The organism is Streptomyces sp. NBC_00247 (assembly GCF_036188265.1).
GTDB lineage: Bacteria > Actinomycetota > Actinomycetes > Streptomycetales > Streptomycetaceae > Streptomyces.
In genome coordinates, this window is record NZ_CP108093.1 from 111,454 (window position 1) to 129,766 (window position 18,313).

16 protein-coding genes are annotated in these 18,313 nt (G+C 72.1%); 11 read left to right on the forward strand and 5 right to left on the reverse strand.

Annotated elements, in window-relative coordinates; translation table 11 throughout:
- The first annotated feature begins 137 nt into the window (after nt 1–137).
- Nucleotides 138–617 (forward strand): hypothetical protein, encoded by a 480-nt coding sequence (locus OHT52_RS00440; protein WP_328718055.1) that lies wholly within the window; start codon nt 138–140, stop codon nt 615–617.
- A 74-nt stretch (nt 618–691) separates the two neighbouring features.
- Here the strand turns inward: OHT52_RS00440 and OHT52_RS00445 are convergent, their stop codons facing one another.
- The gene (locus OHT52_RS00445) at nt 692–1,549 is read right to left on the reverse strand and encodes a sulfite exporter TauE/SafE family protein (RefSeq protein ID WP_328718056.1); all 858 of its coding nucleotides are present in this window, start codon (nt 1,547–1,549) and stop codon (nt 692–694) included.
- A gap of 316 nt (nt 1,550–1,865) precedes the next feature.
- Between OHT52_RS00445 and OHT52_RS00450 the strand changes: the two genes are divergently transcribed.
- From OHT52_RS00450 to OHT52_RS00475, 6 genes are all read left to right on the forward strand, one after another.
- Nucleotides 1,866–3,038: a substrate-binding domain-containing protein gene (locus OHT52_RS00450; protein ID WP_328718057.1), complete on the forward strand. Its 1,173-nt coding sequence runs from the start codon at nt 1,866–1,868 to the stop codon at nt 3,036–3,038.
- Nucleotides 3,039–3,131: 93 nt separating this feature from the next.
- The gene (locus OHT52_RS00455) at nt 3,132–4,505 is read left to right on the forward strand and encodes an ABC transporter substrate-binding protein (protein WP_328718058.1); all 1,374 of its coding nucleotides are present in this window, start codon (nt 3,132–3,134) and stop codon (nt 4,503–4,505) included.
- A 90-nt stretch (nt 4,506–4,595) separates the two neighbouring features.
- Nucleotides 4,596–5,597, forward strand: a complete 1,002-nt coding sequence (locus OHT52_RS00460) for a carbohydrate ABC transporter permease (protein WP_328718059.1) — start codon at nt 4,596–4,598, stop codon at nt 5,595–5,597.
- Nucleotides 5,594–6,493: a carbohydrate ABC transporter permease gene (locus OHT52_RS00465; protein WP_328718060.1), complete on the forward strand. Its 900-nt coding sequence runs from the start codon at nt 5,594–5,596 to the stop codon at nt 6,491–6,493. Before OHT52_RS00460 ends, OHT52_RS00465 begins: the two co-directional genes overlap by 4 nt.
- 88 nt (nt 6,494–6,581) lie before the next feature.
- Complete coding sequence (locus OHT52_RS00470) at nt 6,582–7,616, forward strand: hydroxyacid dehydrogenase (RefSeq protein ID WP_328718061.1); 1,035 nt, start codon at nt 6,582–6,584, stop codon at nt 7,614–7,616.
- A complete protein-coding gene (locus tag OHT52_RS00475; protein WP_328718062.1) occupies nt 7,613–9,553 on the forward strand; it encodes a DUF2264 domain-containing protein in 1,941 nt (646 codons plus the stop codon). The genes OHT52_RS00470 and OHT52_RS00475 overlap by 4 nt, the downstream gene beginning before the upstream one ends.
- 49 nt (nt 9,554–9,602) lie before the next feature.
- Here the strand turns inward: OHT52_RS00475 and OHT52_RS00480 are convergent, their stop codons facing one another.
- The 4 genes from OHT52_RS00480 to OHT52_RS00495 all read right to left on the reverse strand — a co-directional run bounded on the left by OHT52_RS00480 (nt 9,603) and on the right by OHT52_RS00495 (nt 13,416).
- On the reverse strand, nt 9,603–10,235 hold the full coding sequence (locus OHT52_RS00480; RefSeq protein ID WP_328718063.1) for a LutC/YkgG family protein: 633 nt from the start codon (nt 10,233–10,235) through the stop codon (nt 9,603–9,605).
- A complete protein-coding gene (locus OHT52_RS00485) occupies nt 10,232–11,794 on the reverse strand; it encodes a lactate utilization protein B (protein ID WP_328718064.1) in 1,563 nt (520 codons plus the stop codon). Before OHT52_RS00485 ends, OHT52_RS00480 begins: the two co-directional genes overlap by 4 nt.
- Nucleotides 11,791–12,561, reverse strand: a complete 771-nt coding sequence (locus tag OHT52_RS00490) for a (Fe-S)-binding protein (protein ID WP_328718065.1) — start codon at nt 12,559–12,561, stop codon at nt 11,791–11,793. Before OHT52_RS00490 ends, OHT52_RS00485 begins: the two co-directional genes overlap by 4 nt.
- Nucleotides 12,562–12,678: 117 nt before the next feature.
- Nucleotides 12,679–13,416: a FadR/GntR family transcriptional regulator gene (locus OHT52_RS00495; protein WP_328718066.1), complete on the reverse strand. Its 738-nt coding sequence runs from the start codon at nt 13,414–13,416 to the stop codon at nt 12,679–12,681.
- 304 nt (nt 13,417–13,720) lie between these two features.
- On the opposite strand from OHT52_RS00495, the gene OHT52_RS00500 reads away from it, so the two are divergent.
- The 4 genes from OHT52_RS00500 (at nt 13,721) to OHT52_RS00515 (ending at nt 18,204) form a co-directional block, all read left to right on the forward strand.
- Entirely contained in the window at nt 13,721–14,641 is a 921-nt protein-coding gene (locus OHT52_RS00500; RefSeq protein ID WP_328718067.1) for an AEC family transporter, read from the forward strand.
- A 94-nt stretch (nt 14,642–14,735) separates the two neighbouring features.
- Nucleotides 14,736–15,722, forward strand: coding sequence for a DUF2510 domain-containing protein (locus OHT52_RS00505; protein ID WP_328718068.1), 987 nt, complete (start codon nt 14,736–14,738; stop codon nt 15,720–15,722).
- 417 nt (nt 15,723–16,139) lie between these two features.
- Nucleotides 16,140–16,763 carry a helix-turn-helix domain-containing protein gene (locus tag OHT52_RS00510; protein WP_328718069.1) on the forward strand — a complete coding sequence of 208 codons (624 nt, stop codon included), beginning with the start codon at nt 16,140–16,142 and terminating at the stop codon, nt 16,761–16,763.
- Nucleotides 16,764–16,767: 4 nt separating this feature from the next.
- Entirely contained in the window at nt 16,768–18,204 is a 1,437-nt protein-coding gene (locus OHT52_RS00515; protein ID WP_328718070.1) for an MFS transporter, read from the forward strand.
- The last annotated feature ends 109 nt before the right edge of the window (nt 18,205–18,313 follow it).

Here is an 18,313-nt window from a genome sequence, read left to right on the forward strand (position 1 = left end):
TACTCGTCGCGGCTGACGGATGCGCTCGGCGACCACCGCCGCGCGACCGGACGGGGGCACCGTCGAGGCCCCGCGGGCCCCGGCCCCACGGGGCTCGCCGTACCCCCTGCGGCGGACAGCCGTTACGATCCGGCTCCATGAGCACTGCTGACCGGGAACAGGTCCGGGAACAGGTCCGGGTCGAGGACGAGGACGCGAACCAGGACGAGAACCACAACCAGGACCGCGAGGACCGCGAGGACGAGAGCGAAGGCGCACCTCCCGGGGGAACGGCCCCCGGCGGGGAAACCGCGGGCTACGAGGCGGCCCCGGAGCGGGACGCCTCCGAGCAGGAAACGGGCGCGGAGGACAGGGGAGAGCGACGCCTGACGCCTCGTCAAGCCAGACGGCTGCGCATCGTCCTGTCCTCGGTGGGCATGGCGGTGATGGCGGTCGTCCTGTGGATGCGCATCGCCAGCCGTTCGTCGGTGCTGGTCGTCGGCGTCTACGGGCTCGCCCTGATCCTGTGCGGCGTGGTGATGGAACTCAGCCGCAACGGGCGCACGAGACTGGCGAGTTGGCTGCTCGGCATCGGCCTGCTCGCCGCCGTCGGGACGGACTGGCTGCTGCTTCCCTGAGCAACGAGGACGCGGGCACCCACAACGCCACGCCCTTCGCGTCCGCATGTCCGACCGGTATCGGGCGGGCCCTCTCAGAGCAGCAGCAGCTGGAGCCCGCCCACCACCGTCGCCACGAGCACGATTTGCTCGAAGAGCCGCTGGTTGATCCGGTCCACGCACCGGCGGCCCAGCCAGGCGCCGGGCAGGACGAAGAGCACCAGAACCGCGTCGAGCAGCAGGGAGCGCCCGTCGATCAGGCCCAGCCCCACGCTGAACGGCACCTTGGTCACGTTGACGATCAGGAAGAACCAGGCGGACGTGCCGAGGAAGCCGAGCTTGCGCATTCCGGAGGAGAGCAGGTAGAGCGACATGACGGGGCCGGCCGCGTTGGCCACCATGGTGGTGAAGCCGCCGAGTGCCCCGTAGGTTCCCGCCTGGGCGCGTGCGGCGTTGCGGGCCCGCCGCCCCGGAGGGCCCGGCGCCGTACCGTCCGCTCCCGCCGCCCGTTCCCCGGCCTCCTTACCGGGCTCGGCCTCCCCGCCGTGGCCGCCTTCCGCCCGCTCCCCGTCGGCCACCGGCCCTGTCGTCCGCCGGCGCCGCCGGAGCGTGACGCCGACCATGACGAGCAGGATGGCTCCGATCGACGCCCGTACCGCGCCGTCACCCGCGTACTTCAGGAAGAGCGTTCCGGCCACCAGGCCGACCGCGACGGCGGGGAAGAGCCGTAGCAGGGTCGGCCAGTGCGCGTGCCGCCGGTAGACGAGCACGGCGAGGACGTCACCGGCGATCAGGAGGGGAAGCAGCACACCGGTGGACTCACGGGCCGGGAGCACGGCCGCGAAGACCGCGAGACTGATCGTGTTGGCGCCGTTGATCGAGGTCTTCGAGAAGCCGACGAGGGCGGACGCCGCGGCGAGCACGGCCACTTGGGCAAGCGTGAGGGTATCCATTGCGTACCGAATGCTAAACACATCGGTACGGACGCGACGCACCGCCCACACCCAGCGCACCGCCCACACCCAGCGCACCGCCCACACCCAGCGCACCACCCGCACCACACGCCGCCCGACCAGCACCGCCCACACCGCACCACACGCCACCCATCGGCGCCCCCGCCCACCCGACGGCATCCCCGGCCACCCGGCGGACGGCCTCCCCGCCCCACCCCTGGCGTCCGCCCGGGACGATCTGCCTATGCTGCGCCCGCGAGCGATCGAAGAAGCGCTCAAACGAACACCATGCGGCAGTACGGGGTAAGGGGCCAACATGCGGGAGCCGGTGGAACTCAGGCGGCAGCGAATCCTCGCGGTGGTGCGGTCGCGAGGGGCGGTGAAGGTGACCGCGCTCGCCGACGAACTCGACGTCTCCGTGGTCACGGTCCGCCGGGACGTGGAGGAACTGGCCCGCGAGGGACGGCTCAGGCGCGGGCACGGGGTGGCACGGTCCACCTCCCTGACGCAGGAACCGGCCCGCGCCCCCGCGGGGGCGCGGGCTGACGCGGGGGCCGAGGGCGGCCCGGTCGCGCTCGTCGTGCCGGAGCGTCACTCGTACCTGTACGAGACCCTGCACGGCGCCCGTTCGGTACTGGACGAGCACGGTGTGCGGGTCGCCCTGCACATCGCTCCGCAGGCCCGGGGGACGGAACGGCCCCTGGTGGAGCAGGCGCTCGCGGCCGGCGCTCGCGGGCTGCTGATCGCACCGCGCTGGCGCGGCGCCGCGTGGGAGGAGTCCGACAACGAGTGGCTCGCCGAAGTGGGGGTGCCCACCGTGCTGATGGAGCGCAGGCCCCGCCCGGGGAGTGCGCTGCACGCCCTGGACTCGGTCTGTTCCGACCACTGGTACGGCGTCCATCTCGCCGTCGACCACCTGGTGTCCCTGGGGCACCGCCGCATCGTGCTGGCCGCCCGGGACGACAGCCCGACAGCCCGGAGCATCCGGGCGGCTTTCGCGGAGGTCTCCGCCGCGCGGCCGGAGGTGGAGGACTGGCACATGGTGCTCAGTTCGCCGGACGCGGTCGCCTCGGACGGCCGGTACGGCGGGGGGAGCGAGCGGGGCGAAGAGGGCTCCGGCGGGCGCGGCGAGGCGGTGGACCTGGCGGCGGTGCTGCGGGAGCGCCGTGCCACCGGGGCCGTGCTGCACGGTGACGTGGACGCGTTGATGCTGGTCCAGCGGCTGTCCGAGAGCGGGGTGCGGGTGCCGGAGGACTGCTCGGTGGTGGCGTACGACGACGTGGTGGCCGCGCTGGGCACCACGCCGTTGACCGCGGTCTCGCCGCCGAAGGCGGAGATCGGGCGGGCCGCCGCCGAGCTGCTGCTGTACCGGCTGAGCGGGGGCGCGGGGGCGCGGGGGCCGGCGCGGCGTACGGAGCTGCTGCCGGAACTGAAGGTGCGCGGTTCGGCGCGGGCGGTGGGCAACCCGCCGCACAGTCCGATCGTTTGACCGCTTTACATTTCTTCTGATCGATCTATTGACCCTTTCCGATCAGGCGATCAGGATTCCCGTTGTCCCGAACAGGAGCCGCGGGAGGCGCGCATGCCTGATCGACAGAGTCGTCGGTCCGTGCTGGCCACGATGGCCTCGCTGCCGGTGGCAGGTGCACTCAGTGCCTGCTCCGGCGGCGGGACATCAGGGCGGAGCACGAGCAGTACAGACACCACCAGCACCACCAGCAGCACCGGCAGTAAGGGCGGCAAGGCCCGCATCACCTTCTGGTCCGCCCTTCGGGGCAGCCAGGAAGTGGTGGACGCCTTCAACCGCGGTCACCGCACCATCGAGGTCGATTTCCAGCAGATCCCCTCGGGCGGTCAGGGCGGTTACGCCAAACTCAGCAACGCCGCGCGGGCCGGGAACGCCCCGGACGTGGCCACCCTGGAGTACCCGCAGGTACCCGGGTTCGCCATCGACGGTGTCGCCCGGGACCTCACCGGCCTCGTCAGCGACACGCTCCGCGCCAAGCTGCTGCCGCAGGCGCTGGGGCTCACCACGTTCGACAAGAAGATCTTCTCCGTCCCGCTCGACCTCGAACCGATGGTGATGCACTACCGCACCGATCTGTTCGAGGAGTACGGGCTCCGGGTGCCGCGCACCTGGGACGAGTTCGAGGAGGCGGCGGCGACCGTACGGCGCAAGGGCGGTGAGCGGCGGCTCGTCCTCTTCCCCACCGACGGTGCCACGCAGATGGCCGCGTACGCCTGGCAGGCGGGCGCCCAGTGGTTCTCCACCACCGGCGGCACCTGGAACGTCTCGCTCGCCGACGCCCCGACCCGGCGCGTCGCCGCGTACTGGCAGCGGCTCATCGACCGGGAGCAGGTGTTCATGAACGCCGTGGAGAGCCGGCAGAGCGACGCCCAGATCGGCAACGGGCTGGTGCTCGTCCGTCTCAGCGGCGCCTGGGACGCGGGGGCCCAGATGAAGGCCCGCCCGGGCCAGAAGGGGCAGTGGGCGATCGCGCCGTTCCCGCAGTGGGACACGGCGGACCCGTCCAACGGGACGCACGGCGGGTCCACCTTCGCGGTGACGAAGGACTGCGCGCGTCCGGAGGCCGCGATGGAGTTCATCGAGTGGCAGGTCTCGCACCCGGACGCGCTGCGGGCCCGGCTCTCCAGCGGGGCGAGCAGCCAGTACCCGGCCGCACCCGGCCTCGTCTCCGTGGGCAGCCAGGCGTTCGACCGCTCCTACTACGCGGGCCAGGACATCTACCGGGTCTTCGAGGAGCAGGCGCGCATCGTCCGGGACGGCTGGATCTGGGGTCCCCGGATGACCGCCACCGGCAAGGTCATGCAGGACGGGTTCGCCCGGGCGAGCGGCGGCAAGGGCTCGCTGCTGAGCTCGATCGAGGCCGCGCAGGAGGGCACCATGCCCGATCTGCGGGCGCTCGGCCTCGCCACCAGCGAGCGTTCCACATGAGCCGCCCCCGGGTGCCCTCGCACCACCGCACCGGCGGTCTCCCCCCACGCGGCACCGGTGCCCCCACGCAGCAGAGAGGCAGGTGACCCCATGGCCAGCACCAGCACCACCCCGCCCGTCGTCCCCGTGAGCGGTGCGGGGCGGACCGTGCGTCCCGCACCGCCCGCCCGGGCGGGGGCCGGTCGCGTGACGGCGCGACGGCGTGAACTCGGCGCCGCCGGCGCTCTGATGACGCCGTTCTTCGTCCTCCTGGTGACCGTCTTCCTGATCCCGGTCGGCACCGCGATCTGGCTGAGCTTCTTCAGCGACGACCAGCCCGGACTCGGCTTCGGGCCCGAGAAGACCGTCTTCGTCGGAGTGCGCAGCTACGTGGCCGTGCTCACCGACCCGACCTTCCTCGGCGGACTCGGCGTCGTCGCGCTGTACTGCCTGATCTACATCCCGCTGATCGTGGTCGGCGCGCTCGCGCTGGCCCTGCTGCTGGACTCGGGCGTGGTGCGACTGCGCGCCTGGGCGCAGCTCGCGCTCTTCCTGCCGCACGCGGTGCCGGGCATCATCGCCGCGATCATCTGGCTGTACCTGTACACCCCGGGGCTCAGCCCGGTGATCGACCTGCTCGGCAAGGCGGACATCACGGTCGACTTCCTCGGGGTGCACACCGTGGTGCCCTCGATCGTGAACATCGCGCTGTGGAGCAATCTCGGCTACAACATGGTCGTCTTCTACGCCGCGTTGCAGGCCGTGCCGCGCGAGGTGATCGAGGCGTCGGTGGTCGACGGCGCGGGGCCGGTGCGCACCGCGCTCCAGGTGAAGGCGCCGCTGGTGCGCTCCTCCATCGTGATGGTGGCGATGTTCACGCTGATCTTCGCTCTCCAGCTCTTCACCGAGCCGATGCTGCTCGGCCAGTCCACCCCGATGATCAACTCCCGCTTCTCCCCCAGCATGTACATCTACGACGCCGCGTTCACCCGCAACAACTACGGCCTGGCGGCTGCCGCTTCGGTGATCCTGCTGGCCTTCACGGTGGCGCTGTCCTACGGCGTCACCCGGTGGACGAACCGCGCCGACGCAGCCGAGGAGGACGCCCGATGAGCGCTCCGGCCATACCCCGTACCACCTCCCGTCGTGCCGGTTCCGCCTCCGCCGCCCGGCGGCCGGGCCTGACCGGACGGGCCGTCGTCAACCTCGTGGTGGGCATCTCGGTGCTGTACACCCTGTTGCCCGTCCTGTGGCTGGTGCTCGCCGCGACCAAGGACCGCGACGCGCTCTTCCAGAGCGACGTCCTCTCCCTGAAGGGCTTCTCGTTCGTCCAGAACCTGAAGGACGTGTTCTCCATGGACGCGGGCCTGTACGGGCGCTGGTACGCCAACAGCCTGCTGTACGCGGTGCTGGGCGCGGCCCTGGGCGCGCTGATCAGCATCGCCGCGGGGTACGCCTTCGACAAGTACCGCTTCCGCCACAAGGAGAAGATGTTCGGGCTGGTGCTCGCGGCCGTCATGGTGCCGCAGACGGTCCTGGCGCTGCCGCTCTATCTGATGGCGTCCAAGGCGGGGCTCGTCAACACCTTCTGGGCCGTCTTCATCCCGGTGCTCTTCAACCCCTTCGGGGTGTACCTGGGCCGCATCTTCAGCCAGGGGTACGTACCGAACGAGGTACTGGAGGCCGCCCGGGTGGACGGTGCGGGCGAACTGGCCACCTACTTCAAGGTGGCGATGCGGATGCTGGGGCCCGGCCTCGTCACCGTCTTCCTCTTCCAGCTCACCGCCATCTGGAACAACTTCTTCCTGCCGATGGTGATGCTCTCGAACCAGGACCTGTATCCGGTCAGCCTCGGCCTGTACACCTGGAACAGCTCGGCGTCGGTCTCCCCCGAGTACTACCCCGTCGTCATCATGGGCTCGTTGCTCGCCATCGTCCCGCTCATTCTCGCGTTCGCCCTGCTCCAGCGCTTCTGGCGGTCGGGGCTCACCGCGGGCGCCGTGAAGTAGCGCGGCTGGCGCGATCCGTCCCCCGGGGCGGTCCGCAACAGCTTCCGTACCGGCGGCCGCCGCGGACCGCCCCCGTACCAGGAGAGACATGCACAGTTCCGCTTCCACCCGTACGCCCCGCCGGCCCCGCGCCGTGCTCGCCATGAAGGCGGACGCGGCGGCGGCGGTGCTTCCGCCAAAGGCTCTCGCCGCGCTCGGCGAGGTCTGCGATCTCGCGCCGCCGCCCGCCCTGGACGACTTCACCACCGACCGGGCCCGCGCCGCGCTGGCCGACGCGGAGATCCTGGTCACCGGCTGGGGCTGTCCGCCGGTCGACGAGGGGGTGCTCGCGGCGGCTCCCGGGCTGCGGGCCGTCGTCCACACGGCCGGCTCGGTGCGTGGCCTCGTCACCGACGCCTGCTGGGCACGCGGGATCGCGGTCTCCTCGGCCGCCGCCGCGAACGCGCTGCCGGTCGCCGAGTACACCGTCGCCATGATCCTGCTCTCCGGGAAGCGGGTGCTGGAGCGCGCCCGGGACTTCCGCGTCGCGCGCGCCCGGGGCGAGTGGCTGCGGACCCCCGACGAGGTCGGCAACTACCGTCGTACCGTGGGCATCCTGTCCGCCTCACTGATCGGCAGACGGGTGATCGAGCTGCTGCGCCCGTACGACCTGCGGGTGCTGCTGCACGATCCGTACGTGTCGGCCGAGGAGGCGGCGTCGCTCGGCGTCGAGGGGACCGGGCTCGCCGAACTCTTCGCCCGCAGCGACGTGGTGAGCGTCCACACTCCGCTGCTGCCCGGCACGCGGGGGCTCGTCAGCCGTGAACTGCTCACCTCCATGCGGCCGGACGCCACGTTGATCAACACCGCGCGCGGTGCGGTCGTCGACCAGGACGCCCTCACCGACGTACTCCGTCAGGACCGCGTCCGCGCGGTCCTGGACGTCACCGACCCGGACCCGCTGCCCGCCGACCATCCGCTCTGGGGGTGCGAGAACGCGCTGATCACCCCGCATCTCGCCGGGTCCCAGGGCAACGAGTGGCGGCGGCTGGCCGATCTGGCGACCGGTGAGGTCGCGCGCTGGGCCGCGGGCGACGGTTTCGCCCATCCCGTACGACCGGAAAGGCTGGCCTTCCTCGCATGACCACCGCCCCCCTCCCTCTCCCCTTCCGACTCCCCCGCGTCGACCGCGCGCTCAGCCCCCTCACCGGTTACACCCGGGCGCACTGGGAGGCTGCCGCGGACGGTCTGCTGCACGCGGCCTGGCAGTGGGCGACCCCCGGCCGGGCGATGCTCGACCTGCCCGGCCGCCCTTCGGGTTCCGGTGTCCGCTCCGACGGGCTGGAGGGGTACGCGCGCACCTTCCTCGCCGCCGCGTTCCGGGTCGGGGGCGCCGAGGGCAAGGACCCGCACGGCTGGCTGGAGCGGTACGCGGACGGTCTCGCCGCCGGTACGCGGACCCCCGGGCGCGACGACACCGAGTCCTGGCCGCTCATCCGCGACCACACGGTCTTCGGTCAGCCGATGGTGGAGTCGGCGTCCGTCGCCCTCGGTCTGCGGCTGACCCGCCCGTGGCTCTGGGACCGGCTCGACGGCGGCACCCAGGACCGGGCGGAGGAGTGGCTGCGCGGATCGCTGCGGCACACCCCGGCGCCCAACAACTGGTACCTCTTCCCCTTCACCGTCGCCGGGTTCCTGGAGTCCGTCGGCCGGGGCGACGCGCAGACCGCGCGGGCGCGGGCCCGCGCGCTGGACCTGCTGGAGGGGTGGTACCGGGGGGACGGCTGGTACGCGGACGGCGACGGGCGCGCCTTCGACCACTACAACGGCTGGGCGCTGCACCTCTATCCGGTGCTGGACGCCCATCTCTCGGGCGACCGGGAGCTCCTGGCCCACTACGGCGGCAGGCTGCGCGAGCACCTGGAGAGCTTCTCCCTGATGTTCGGCGCGGACGGGGCGCCGCTGCACTTCGGGCGCTCCCTCGCCTACCGGTTCGCGGCGGGCGCGGCGGTCGGCATGGGCGCGGTCTCCGGGCACACTCCGCTCTCCCCCGGGGCGTCCCGGCGGCTGGTCAGCGGTTCGCTCCGGTACTTCCTGGAGCGCGGCGCGACCGGCGAGGACGGGCTGTTGAGCCTCGGGTGGCACGGTCCGCACGAGGCGACGCTCCAGCACTACTCGGGTCCGGCGTCGCCGTACTGGGCGTCGAAGGCGTTCGTCTCGCTGCTCGCCCCGGCGGACCACCCGTTGTGGACCGCGCCGGAGGAGCCCGCGCCGAGCGAGGGCCCGGACCGGGTGCTGTCGCTGCCGGCACCGGGGCTGCTGGTGCAGTCGACGCGGGCGGACGGGATCGTCCGGCTGCACAACCACGGCAGCGACCATGTCCGGCCGCACGAGGGCGAGTCGGCGGCGGAGGCGGACCCGCACTACGGGCGGTTCGCGTACTCCACGGCGACCGGTCCCTCCTCGCCGGTGAACGTGGCGGACAACCATCTCTCCGTCCGGGTCGGCGCCGCCCGTAGCGTCCGTCGCCGGATCCACCCGCTGGGCGCCGGGCACGGGGACGGCTGGGGCTGGGCGGCCTCCTGGCACATGCCGGTCTTCGCCGGCCGGCCGCCGGCCGTCCCCGGACTGCGGGTGGAGAGCGTCACCTTCGTACGGGGTCGTTACGAACTCCGGGTCCACCGGCTCCTCGGCGTCCCGGCGGGCGCCCGCGTCGAGCAGACCGGCTGGGCGACGGCCCCGGACGCGTCACCGCGCTCGGTGCTGCACGGGCTGTACGGCTGGGAGTGGGAGGAGGAGGTGCGCGCCCCGCAGGGCACGGCGTACACCCGGTGGGCGGTCATGCCCCGGCTGGCCGTGGACGCCGAGGGCACGGTGGTGCTGGTGGCCCTGGCCTCGCTGACCGGTGAGGCGGCCCCCGCTCCGGTGGGCACGGCGGTGAGCGGAGTGAACGTGGCGGCGGACGCCCGGGGCGCCGGGGACACCGTGGAGGTGGCCTGGTCCGAGGACGGGGCGGTCACCCGGATCGTCTTCGGCACGGGTGGGGCCGACTCCGTGTCGGTGGAGCACGGCACACGGTGACCGGGTGGTGGCGGGTTCGACCGCCGCCGCACCCGGCCGTTCACGGGCGTCAGACGTCCGTGCGGACGATCACCACCAGCGTCCGGGGGCCGTGCACCCCTTCCACCCGCTCCAGTTCGATGTCCGAGGTGGCCGAGGGCCCGCTGATCAGGGTCGTCGGCCGCTCCGGTACCAGGCGCGCGACCGCTTCGGGCACCCCGACCTCCACCGTGGAGAGGTCGACGACGCAGACGTGCAGGTCGGGGACGAGGGAGAGCGCGCGGCGCCCCTGGTCCCCGGACCCGTCCAGGAAGATGGTGCCGGTCTCCGCGCAGCTGACGGCGGACGCCGTGACAACGCCGTCGAGTTCGCCGAGCGCGGGCGCCGGGATGTCGGCTGAGTCCCGCTGGACTTCCCCCTCCCAGCCTGCCAGCCATTCGGCGTCGAGCCCGGCCGGTACACCGATCCGGCGGGCACCCCGCTCCCGCAGCACCTCGGCGATCACCTCGGCGGTGCGGTCCGAGGTGCAGGGGTGGACCTGTGCCTTGTAGTCGACCAGCCGGTCGGTGAGGAGCCCGAGCCGTTCGGCGTCGGGCAGGGTGCGTCCGGTGCGGTAGTCGCGCGGGACGGTGACCGGGCGGGCCGGGGCGAGCGCCAGGGCGTCGCGCACCCGGCCGAGGACGGTGTCGCGTGCGGTCGTCACTTCTCGTCCTTTGTCGGGTCCTTCGGGCGGTCCGCTCCGGCGCTCAACGCGGCGCCCTCGTCGGCCGCCGCCTTCATCGTGGCGGCGCCCTCGGCCGAGGCCAGCCAGGCGCGGAACGTCTGCTTCGGCGGGGCCGGGGTGTCCCGGCTGTCGCTCCAGCCGTCGAAGGGCGCGGGTACCCGCCCGATGGTGCCGTCCTTGCCGGCGACGACCCGCCCGAGACCGGCCGCCTTCTGGGCGGCCGTGAAGAGCTTAGGGCTCTTCATCACCGTGGCGGCGGCCTTCATGGCGAGCTTCTCCGCCGTCGTACCGGCCTGTTCGGTGTTCTGGTGCCGGAGTTCGACCAGCAGCGACGGGATGTCGATCTTGACCGGGCAGGCGTCGAAGCAGGCGCCGCAGAGGCTGGAGGCGTACGGCAGCGAGCTGTTCGGGTCGTCCTTCGCGGCGTGCATCCCGGCGAGCTGCGGGGTGAGGACCGCGCCGATCGGGCCGGGGTAGGTCGAGCCGTAGGCGTGTCCGCCGGCGCGTTCGTAGACCGGGCAGACGTTGAGGCAGGCGGAGCAGCGGATGCAGTTCAGGGCCTCGCGTCCGACCTTGTCCGCGAGCGCGGCGGTGCGGCCGTTGTCGAGCAGCACCAGGTGGAACGACTGCGGGCCGTCGCCGGGGGTCACCCCGGTCCACATCGAGGTGTACGGGTTCATCCGCTCGCCGGTGGAGGAGCGCGGCAGGAGCTGGAGGAAGACTTCGAGGTCGGCGTAGCGCGGCAGCACCTTCTCGATGCCCATCACCGTGATCAGGGTGTCGGGCAGGGTGAGGCACATCCGGCCGTTGCCCTCGGACTCCACGACGGAGAGGGTGCCGGTATCGGCGATGCCGAAGTTGGCGCCGGAGACGGCCACCCTGGTCGTCATGAACTTCTCGCGCAGATAGGCGCGCGCGGCGGCGGCGAGGTGCGCGGGCACGTTGTCCAGGTCCGGGTCGACGCCGGGGATCTCCTTGAGGAAGATCTCCCGGATCTCGTCGCGGTTGCGGTGGATCGCGGGGACCAGGATGTGCGAGGGCTTGTCGTGGGCGAGCTGCACGATGAGCTCGGCGAGGTCGGTCTCGTAGGGCGTGATGCCGACCGATTCGAGGTGCTCGTTGAGACCGATCTCCTGGGTGGCCATCGACTTGACCTTGATGACGTCACTGCTGCCGGTCGCCCTGATCAGGCGGGTGACGATCTCGTTGGCCTCGGCACCGTCGCGCGCCCAGTGGACGGTGCCGCCGTGTTCGGTGACCTTCGCCTCCAGCTGCTCCAGGAGTTCGGGCAGCCGGTTCATGGTGTCGGTCTTGATCGCCGCTCCGGCGTCGCGCAGCTCCTCCCAGTCGGGGAGTTCGCCGGTGACGTCGAGTCGCTTGGTACGGATGGTGCGGGTGGCCTTGCCGAGGTTGCGGCGGAGCTGCTCGTTGCGCAGCTCGTCGTGCGCGGCGGCGGGGAACTTCCGCTCGCCGCGCAGGTTGCCGGTGCCGTACGGGGAGCGGGGCGGGGCTGCGGGCATGCCGAGGAAGGTGCTCATACGGTGGCGGCCTCCGTCATGGCGTACGGCGCGGTACGGGTCGCGGCGAGGATCTGCGCGAGGTGCAGGGTGCGGGTGCCGGACTTGACGCGGTGCAGCCCGCCGCCGATGTGCATCAGGCAGGAGGAGTCACCTGCGGTGCAGACGTCGGCGTCCGTGGAGGCGATGTTGCGCATCTTGTCCTGGAGCATCGCGGAGGACGTCTCGGCGTTCTTCACCGCGAAGGTGCCGCCGAAGCCGCAGCAGGAGTCGGCCTCGGGCAGTTCCACGAGGTCGATGGAGTCGACGGCGCGCAGCAGTCGCAGCGGCTTCTCGCCGACGCGGAGCATGCGCAGCGAGTGGCAGGTGGGGTGGTAGGTGACGCGGTGCGGGAAGTACGCGCCGACTCCGGTGACGTCGAGGACGTCCACGAGGAACTCCGAAAGCTCGTACGTCTTGGCCTCGACCGTGGCGACCCCGGCACGCAGGGCTGCGTCGCCGTACCGCTCGGCGACGATTCTGTGCTGGTGGCGGACCGAGCCCGCGCAGGAGCCGGAGGGCATGACGATCGCCTCGATGGAGGCGTCGCCGAACTGCTCGGCGAAATTGCGTACCAGGGGTACGGGCTCGCGCTGGTAGCCGGTGTTGACGTGCATCTGACCGCAGCAGGTCTGCCCCGGCGGGAACACCACCTCGTGGCCCAGGCGGGCGAGCAGCACCGCGGTGGATTTCACCGCCTCGGGAAACAGCGTGTCTCCCAGACAGGTGGCGAAGAGCCCGACGCGCATGGAGCCTCCTCGATCGTTTCTCTACGTCCTTTGTATGGTCGGACCATACTCTGGATGGTGTGCCGAGTGAAGTTCCCCGGCCTCGCGCCGGGCGCTCCGCTGTCCGGGCGGACGGCGCTACTTTCGACTCACGCCCTGGTCTTCGACCAGGGTGCCGTGCAGGCTGCGGATGTGGCGCTCGACCAGGTCGGCCGCCTCCGCGCCCCGTCCGGCGCGTACCAGCCGGAGCAGCTCGGTGTGTTCGGCGTTGAGCGCGGCGGCGGTGGCCGGCCAGTCCTCCGCCTCTTCCAGGGCCCGCAGGATCAGCGGGCGTACGGACTCGCGTACGGCCGAAGTGAGGGTGGAGGTCAGGGCGTTGCCCGAGCAGCGGGCGATCTGCACGTGGAAGCGGGTGTCCAGGTCGTTGAAGGCGGTGACGCCGATGCCGGGGGCCGCCATGGCGGCGACCAGGGAAGCGGCCTCGTCGAGATCCTCGTCGCGCGCGTGTGTGACGGCGGCCTCGAAGCCGGACCGCTCCAGGACGACCCGGGCCTCCATGACGTCCTCCAGGCTGTAGCTGCCCAGCGCGAAGTGGAGCCGGAGCAGCCGCCCGAGCGCGTCGTCCGGGTTGCGCACGATCCGCGCCCCGGAGTCGGGCCCCCGGCCGGGCTGGGCCACCAGGACGCCGATGGTCTCCAGTACCCGCAGCGCCTCGCGCAGGGCGGACCGGCTGACGCCGAGGACGGGGGCGAGCTCACGCTCCGGCGGCAGGCGGTCCCCCGCTTTGAGCTCGCCGGCGAACACCCGCTCCTCGATGCTCCGCAGCACGAGTTCGTGGGTACGGGACTGCCGCACGGGTTCCCATTCGACGGGCACTTGCCACTCCCTGGTCGGGCCGGTCGCACCGGCGGTAAGCAGCGCCGTCCGCCCGGAGGGCTGGACCTCCACCATGCGGCCCGGGCCGGGCGGCGACCGACGGCCCCGGGACGGACGCGGCGCCACACGTACTGGGCCCCGACTATGTCACACACGTGCTGTGGTCGGACCAAAGACCGGCGTGATCGGTGACGCCTTGTGCGGAAGGAGCCGCACTCCATAACGTTGCGTGTATGTCACACCGAAAATCGTCGGCCTGTGCCGCTCGTCGCCCCCATCCCCTTCGCTCCGTCGGCGCGCGTCGATGACCGGGGTCCTGGAGGGTTTCGGTGTCATCGCGAGCATCATCGCCGTCGGCTATCTGATCGGCCGGTCGGGCCTGCTGGGCGAGCACGGACAGCCCGTACTCACCCGGCTGTCCTTCCACGTCGCCTCGCCCGCCCTGCTCTTCACCACGATGACGAAGGCCGACCTGTCGGCCATGGTCTCGCTGCCGCTGCTGGTGACCGCGCTCTCCACCCTGGTGGTTGCGGGCACCTTCGTCGCGGTCGGAGCCGTACGCGGCTGGAGCGTGGGCCGTACGACGATCGGCGCCCTCTGCTCCTGCTACGTCAACGCCGGAAATCTCGGTATCCCCATCGCCGTCTACGTGCTGGGGGACGCGACCCTCATCGCGCCGATCCTGCTCTTCCAGCAGTTGGTCGTCTCCCCCGTCGCCCTCACCGTCATCAAGACCTCGCGCCCCGGCGAGCGGGATTCCCTGGCGCGGCTGCTGACCACGCCCTTCCGCAACCCGATCGTCCTGGCCTCGCTCGCCGGGGTCGTCGTCAGCGTCCTGGGACGGCGCGTCCCCGGGCCGGTGCTGGAGCCGGTCACACTGATCGCCGGAATCGCGGTGCCCGGGGTGCTGCTCGCCTTCGGCATCTCGCTGCGCGGCAGCGAGATGCCCGGTCGCGGTACGGACCGGGGGGCGGTGCTCCTCTCCGTCGCGCTGAAGAGCTTCGCCCAGCCGCTGACCGCCTGGGCGATCGCCGCCGGGGTGTTCGGCCTGGAGGGGGCGCCCCTGTTCGCGGTGGTGGTGACCAGCGGACTCCCCGCAGCCCAGAACCTCTTCACGTACGCCTCGCACTACGGGACGGGCGTGCGGCTGGCCCGGGAGTCGATCCTGCTCTCCACGGTTCTCGCGGCACCGGTGACGGTCACCACGGCGGCTCTGCTGGGCTGACGCCCACGCGAGTGCCGGAGGCGAGGGGGCGCGAGGAGAGAAAGAACACCAGCCATTTCATGTGATTCTCACTCAGTCCGCATACGGTACGGCTGTGAACCAGACGAGCCCGCCCGGCTGGCATCCAGACCCCGGGTATTCAGGAATAGGCCCCGCGCAGGAGCGCTGGTGGGACGGCACCCAGTGGACCGACCAACTCCGCGTGGCACCCGCCGCCGTCCGTAGCCGCCGTATCCGCATCGGCGTCGGCGTCACCGTCGGCGTGGTGGTGCTCGCCGCCGTCGGCGGTGGCGCGTACGCACTGGGGCACGGCGACGGAAAACAGTCCGCCACGCCCTCGGTCGCGCAGTCGGGCGGCCCGCCGTCCGGTGGCCAAGGACGCCAGGGCGCGCCGGGCGAGAGCGGCGGCGGCTTCGGCGGCCAAGGCGGCGGCCAGAGCGGTGGGAGCGGAAGCGACGGCGGAAGCGACGGCGGAAGCGACCAGAACGGTGACGGCGGCAGCGGTGGCCAGGACCAGGCGCCCGAATCGCAGATCCCGACGGAGGACGGCTACGCGACCGATGTCGCCAGCGGCATCAGCCTGCCGGTGCCGAAGGGCTGGACCGGCGAGTCCGGCACGGTCGGCGCGGGCCTGACGACGGGCGAGTACGCCTGCCCCGGCGACACCAGCCAGAAGTGCGTGCGCGGAGGGGTGTTCTCCGCGCCCGCGGCGGCACTGGAGAACACGGAGAAGACCGCCGAGGCGGCCGCGAAGAAGGACATCTCGGTCAACGCCGAGGAGTCCTACGGCGCGGACATCTACGAGGGAATCACCTCCCACCAGGAGATGAAGTCCGAGGCCGTCACCGTGGCGGGCCAGAAGGGCTACCTCGTGCGCTGGAAGGTGGTCACGAAGAAGGGCGACGACGGGTACGTCGAATCGCTCGCCTTCCCCTCCCCCAACAGCAAGGACCTGCTGGTGGTCGTCCGCTCCGGATTCGACATCAACGCCAAGGCGCCGGAGCTCTCGGTGCTGGACACCATCACCAAGGGCATCAAGGCCGCGTCGGTGAGCGGTTCGGGCAACGGGCAGACCGCGTAGCCGGAATCTGCCGGATTCCCTCTCGGGCCGGGTACGGGCGCTCAAGCGCCGGTACCCGGCCCTTCCGTGTCACTGCGGGCCCGCATCGCGGCCCCACGACCACCCTGCGGAGCCGCCGACGGTGCGGCCCTTGGCGCCCCGCCGCCGTCCCCGACGCCCCCCCCCGTTTCCGGTGGACCGGTCCGCGATGTGCCCGGACCGAACGAACCGGCCACCACGGCGTCCGGCGCTTCCGCCTCCGGCCCCCTGCCGCCGCCACCGGTGCAGCGCGACCTACCCGGCCTCTCCCCACCGGCATGCCGTCACCAGGCCGACCGGCCAACCAAGTTGCCCGCGGAGCGCGTCGCGAACCCAATGCAGAGATTTCTGTGCACACACTTCTATGCAAAGCTTTCTGTGTGGTCTAGCCTCAGAGGCATGGAACTACCGGAGCAGCCCTCACAGGTCCATCTGACGGCCCGAAACCTTCGCGGCATCGCCCACCCGCTGCGGGTCCAGATCCTCACCGTCCTGCGGACCGAGGGCCCTGCCACGGCGACCACGCTGGCGCGACGGCTCGATCAGAACACCGGGGCGACCAGCTACCACCTTCGCCGGCTCGCGGAGTACGGCTTCATCACGGAGGCGCCCTCGAACGGCGGGCGACGCGACCGGTGGTGGCAGGCGGCACACGCCAACACGGTCGTGCCCGACGACCAGGTGCTGGACGGCAGCGACGGGCTGGGCATCGCCTATCTCCAGGCACTCGGGCGGGTCTGGTCCGACGCCCTGACGGCGGCGATCGTCGCGACTCCGTCGCTCACTCCCGAGTGGCGCGACGCACAGGACTTCGGCGACTACGCGCTCAACCTCACGCCGGCCGAGGCCAAGGAGCTGACGGCGCAGATCCACGCCCTGCTCCGCCGGCGCACGTCGGCCGCCCCGGACCCGGACGCGGCTGTGCCGCAGGACGCGGAGCGGGTCTCCTTCCAGTTCCAGTTGTTCCCTACCGGCAAGGACCAGCAAGGACCGGCACCTCACCCCACCCAGGACACGGAGTAGACCGATGCCCCCTCGGACCACGGCCGCCGAAACGGCGGCGGACAACGCAGTACGGACAGCGGCTCCGGACACGGGCCCCCGGGTCCTGCGCGGCCTGTTCGGCATGCTGTCGGCCAACGCCGCGGCCCTGTCGGCCAACCGGGTCTTATCCGTCGCCCTCCCCTGGTTCGTCCTGACGACCACGGGCAGCGTCGGGAAGACCGGTCTGGTGGCGTTCTGCCAGATCGTCCCGTACGTGATCGCGCAGGCGCTGTCGGGACCGCTCATCGACCGGATCGGCCCCAAGCGCATCAGCGTGGCGGGCGACCTGCTGTCCACCGTCGCGATGACCGTCGCCCCGCTGCTCTACCTCACCGGCAACCTGCCTTTCGGGCTGCTGCTGGCTCTGCTCGCGGTCGTCGGAGCGGCCGACGGGCCGGCCAACGGTGCCAAGGGGCTGTTCGTACCGTCGGCCACCCGCGCCGCCCGGGTACCGATCGAGCGGGGCACGGGGCTGTCCGCCGCCGTCGAGCGGACGGCGACCACCGTGGGACCGGCCCTCGCGGGCGTGGTCGTCACCGCCTTCGGCAGCCTGTACGCGCTGTGGGTCACGGCCGCGCTCTTCGCGATTTCGGCGCTGGTCGTCTCCACCACCCTGACCGACCCGGTGCCCGAGCCGCACGAGAAGCCGGTGGAGGACAGCGGCGGCTACTTCGCGCAGCTGCGCCAGGGAGCCGAGTTCCTCCGGGACGCGAAGCTGCTGCGGTCCATCATCGGCATGCTGGCGGTGACCAACCTGCTCGACCAGGCGTTCATGTCGGTACTGCTGCCGGTCTGGGCGAAGGATTCGGGCGCCGGCCCGCAGGCCATCGGCCTGGTCGTGAGTGTGTTCGCCGCGACGTCGATCGTCGCCGCGCTGGTGGCTGCCGGGGTGGCCGAACGGCTGCCGCGCCGCACCGTCTACCTGATCGGCTTCACCCTGGGCGGCGTGCCCCGGTTCGCCGCGATGGCGATGGGCGCGCCGCTGTGGCTGGTGTTGACCGTGCTCGCGGTGGGCGGACTGGGGTCCGGCTTCGTCAACCCGATCGTGGGCGCCGTGACGTACGAGCTGATCCCGACCCCCCTGCTGGGCCGGGTCAAGACCATGGCGCAGGCGGTCACGTGGGCGGGCATCCCGTTCGGCGGCCTGCTGGGAGCGGGGCTGGTGACCCTGACCGGCACGTCGACGGCACTGTGGATCGTGGGCGGTCTGTATCTCGTGGCGATCGTCGTACCCGGCCTGAGCCGTGAATGGTCCGGGATGCGCAAGCGGGCGGCGTCCGCACCGGCCGTCGCCGACAGCGCCCCCGACAGCAACGGCTCCGCGCAAGGTGCGGGTGGTGCGGCTTCGGAGGCGGCGGCCGGCCGGCCCGCCGGGCAGGCCGTGGCGCGGGAGGATGCCTCGGTGCCGGCGGCGGCCTGAACGGTCGCGGGACGGCCGTGGACCGTACGCGGTGTGGGCCAGGGCACCCAGCCCGGCCACACCGCGTACGGGCAGAAGTGCCCAGGCCCCGCGGGCAGAAGTAACCAGT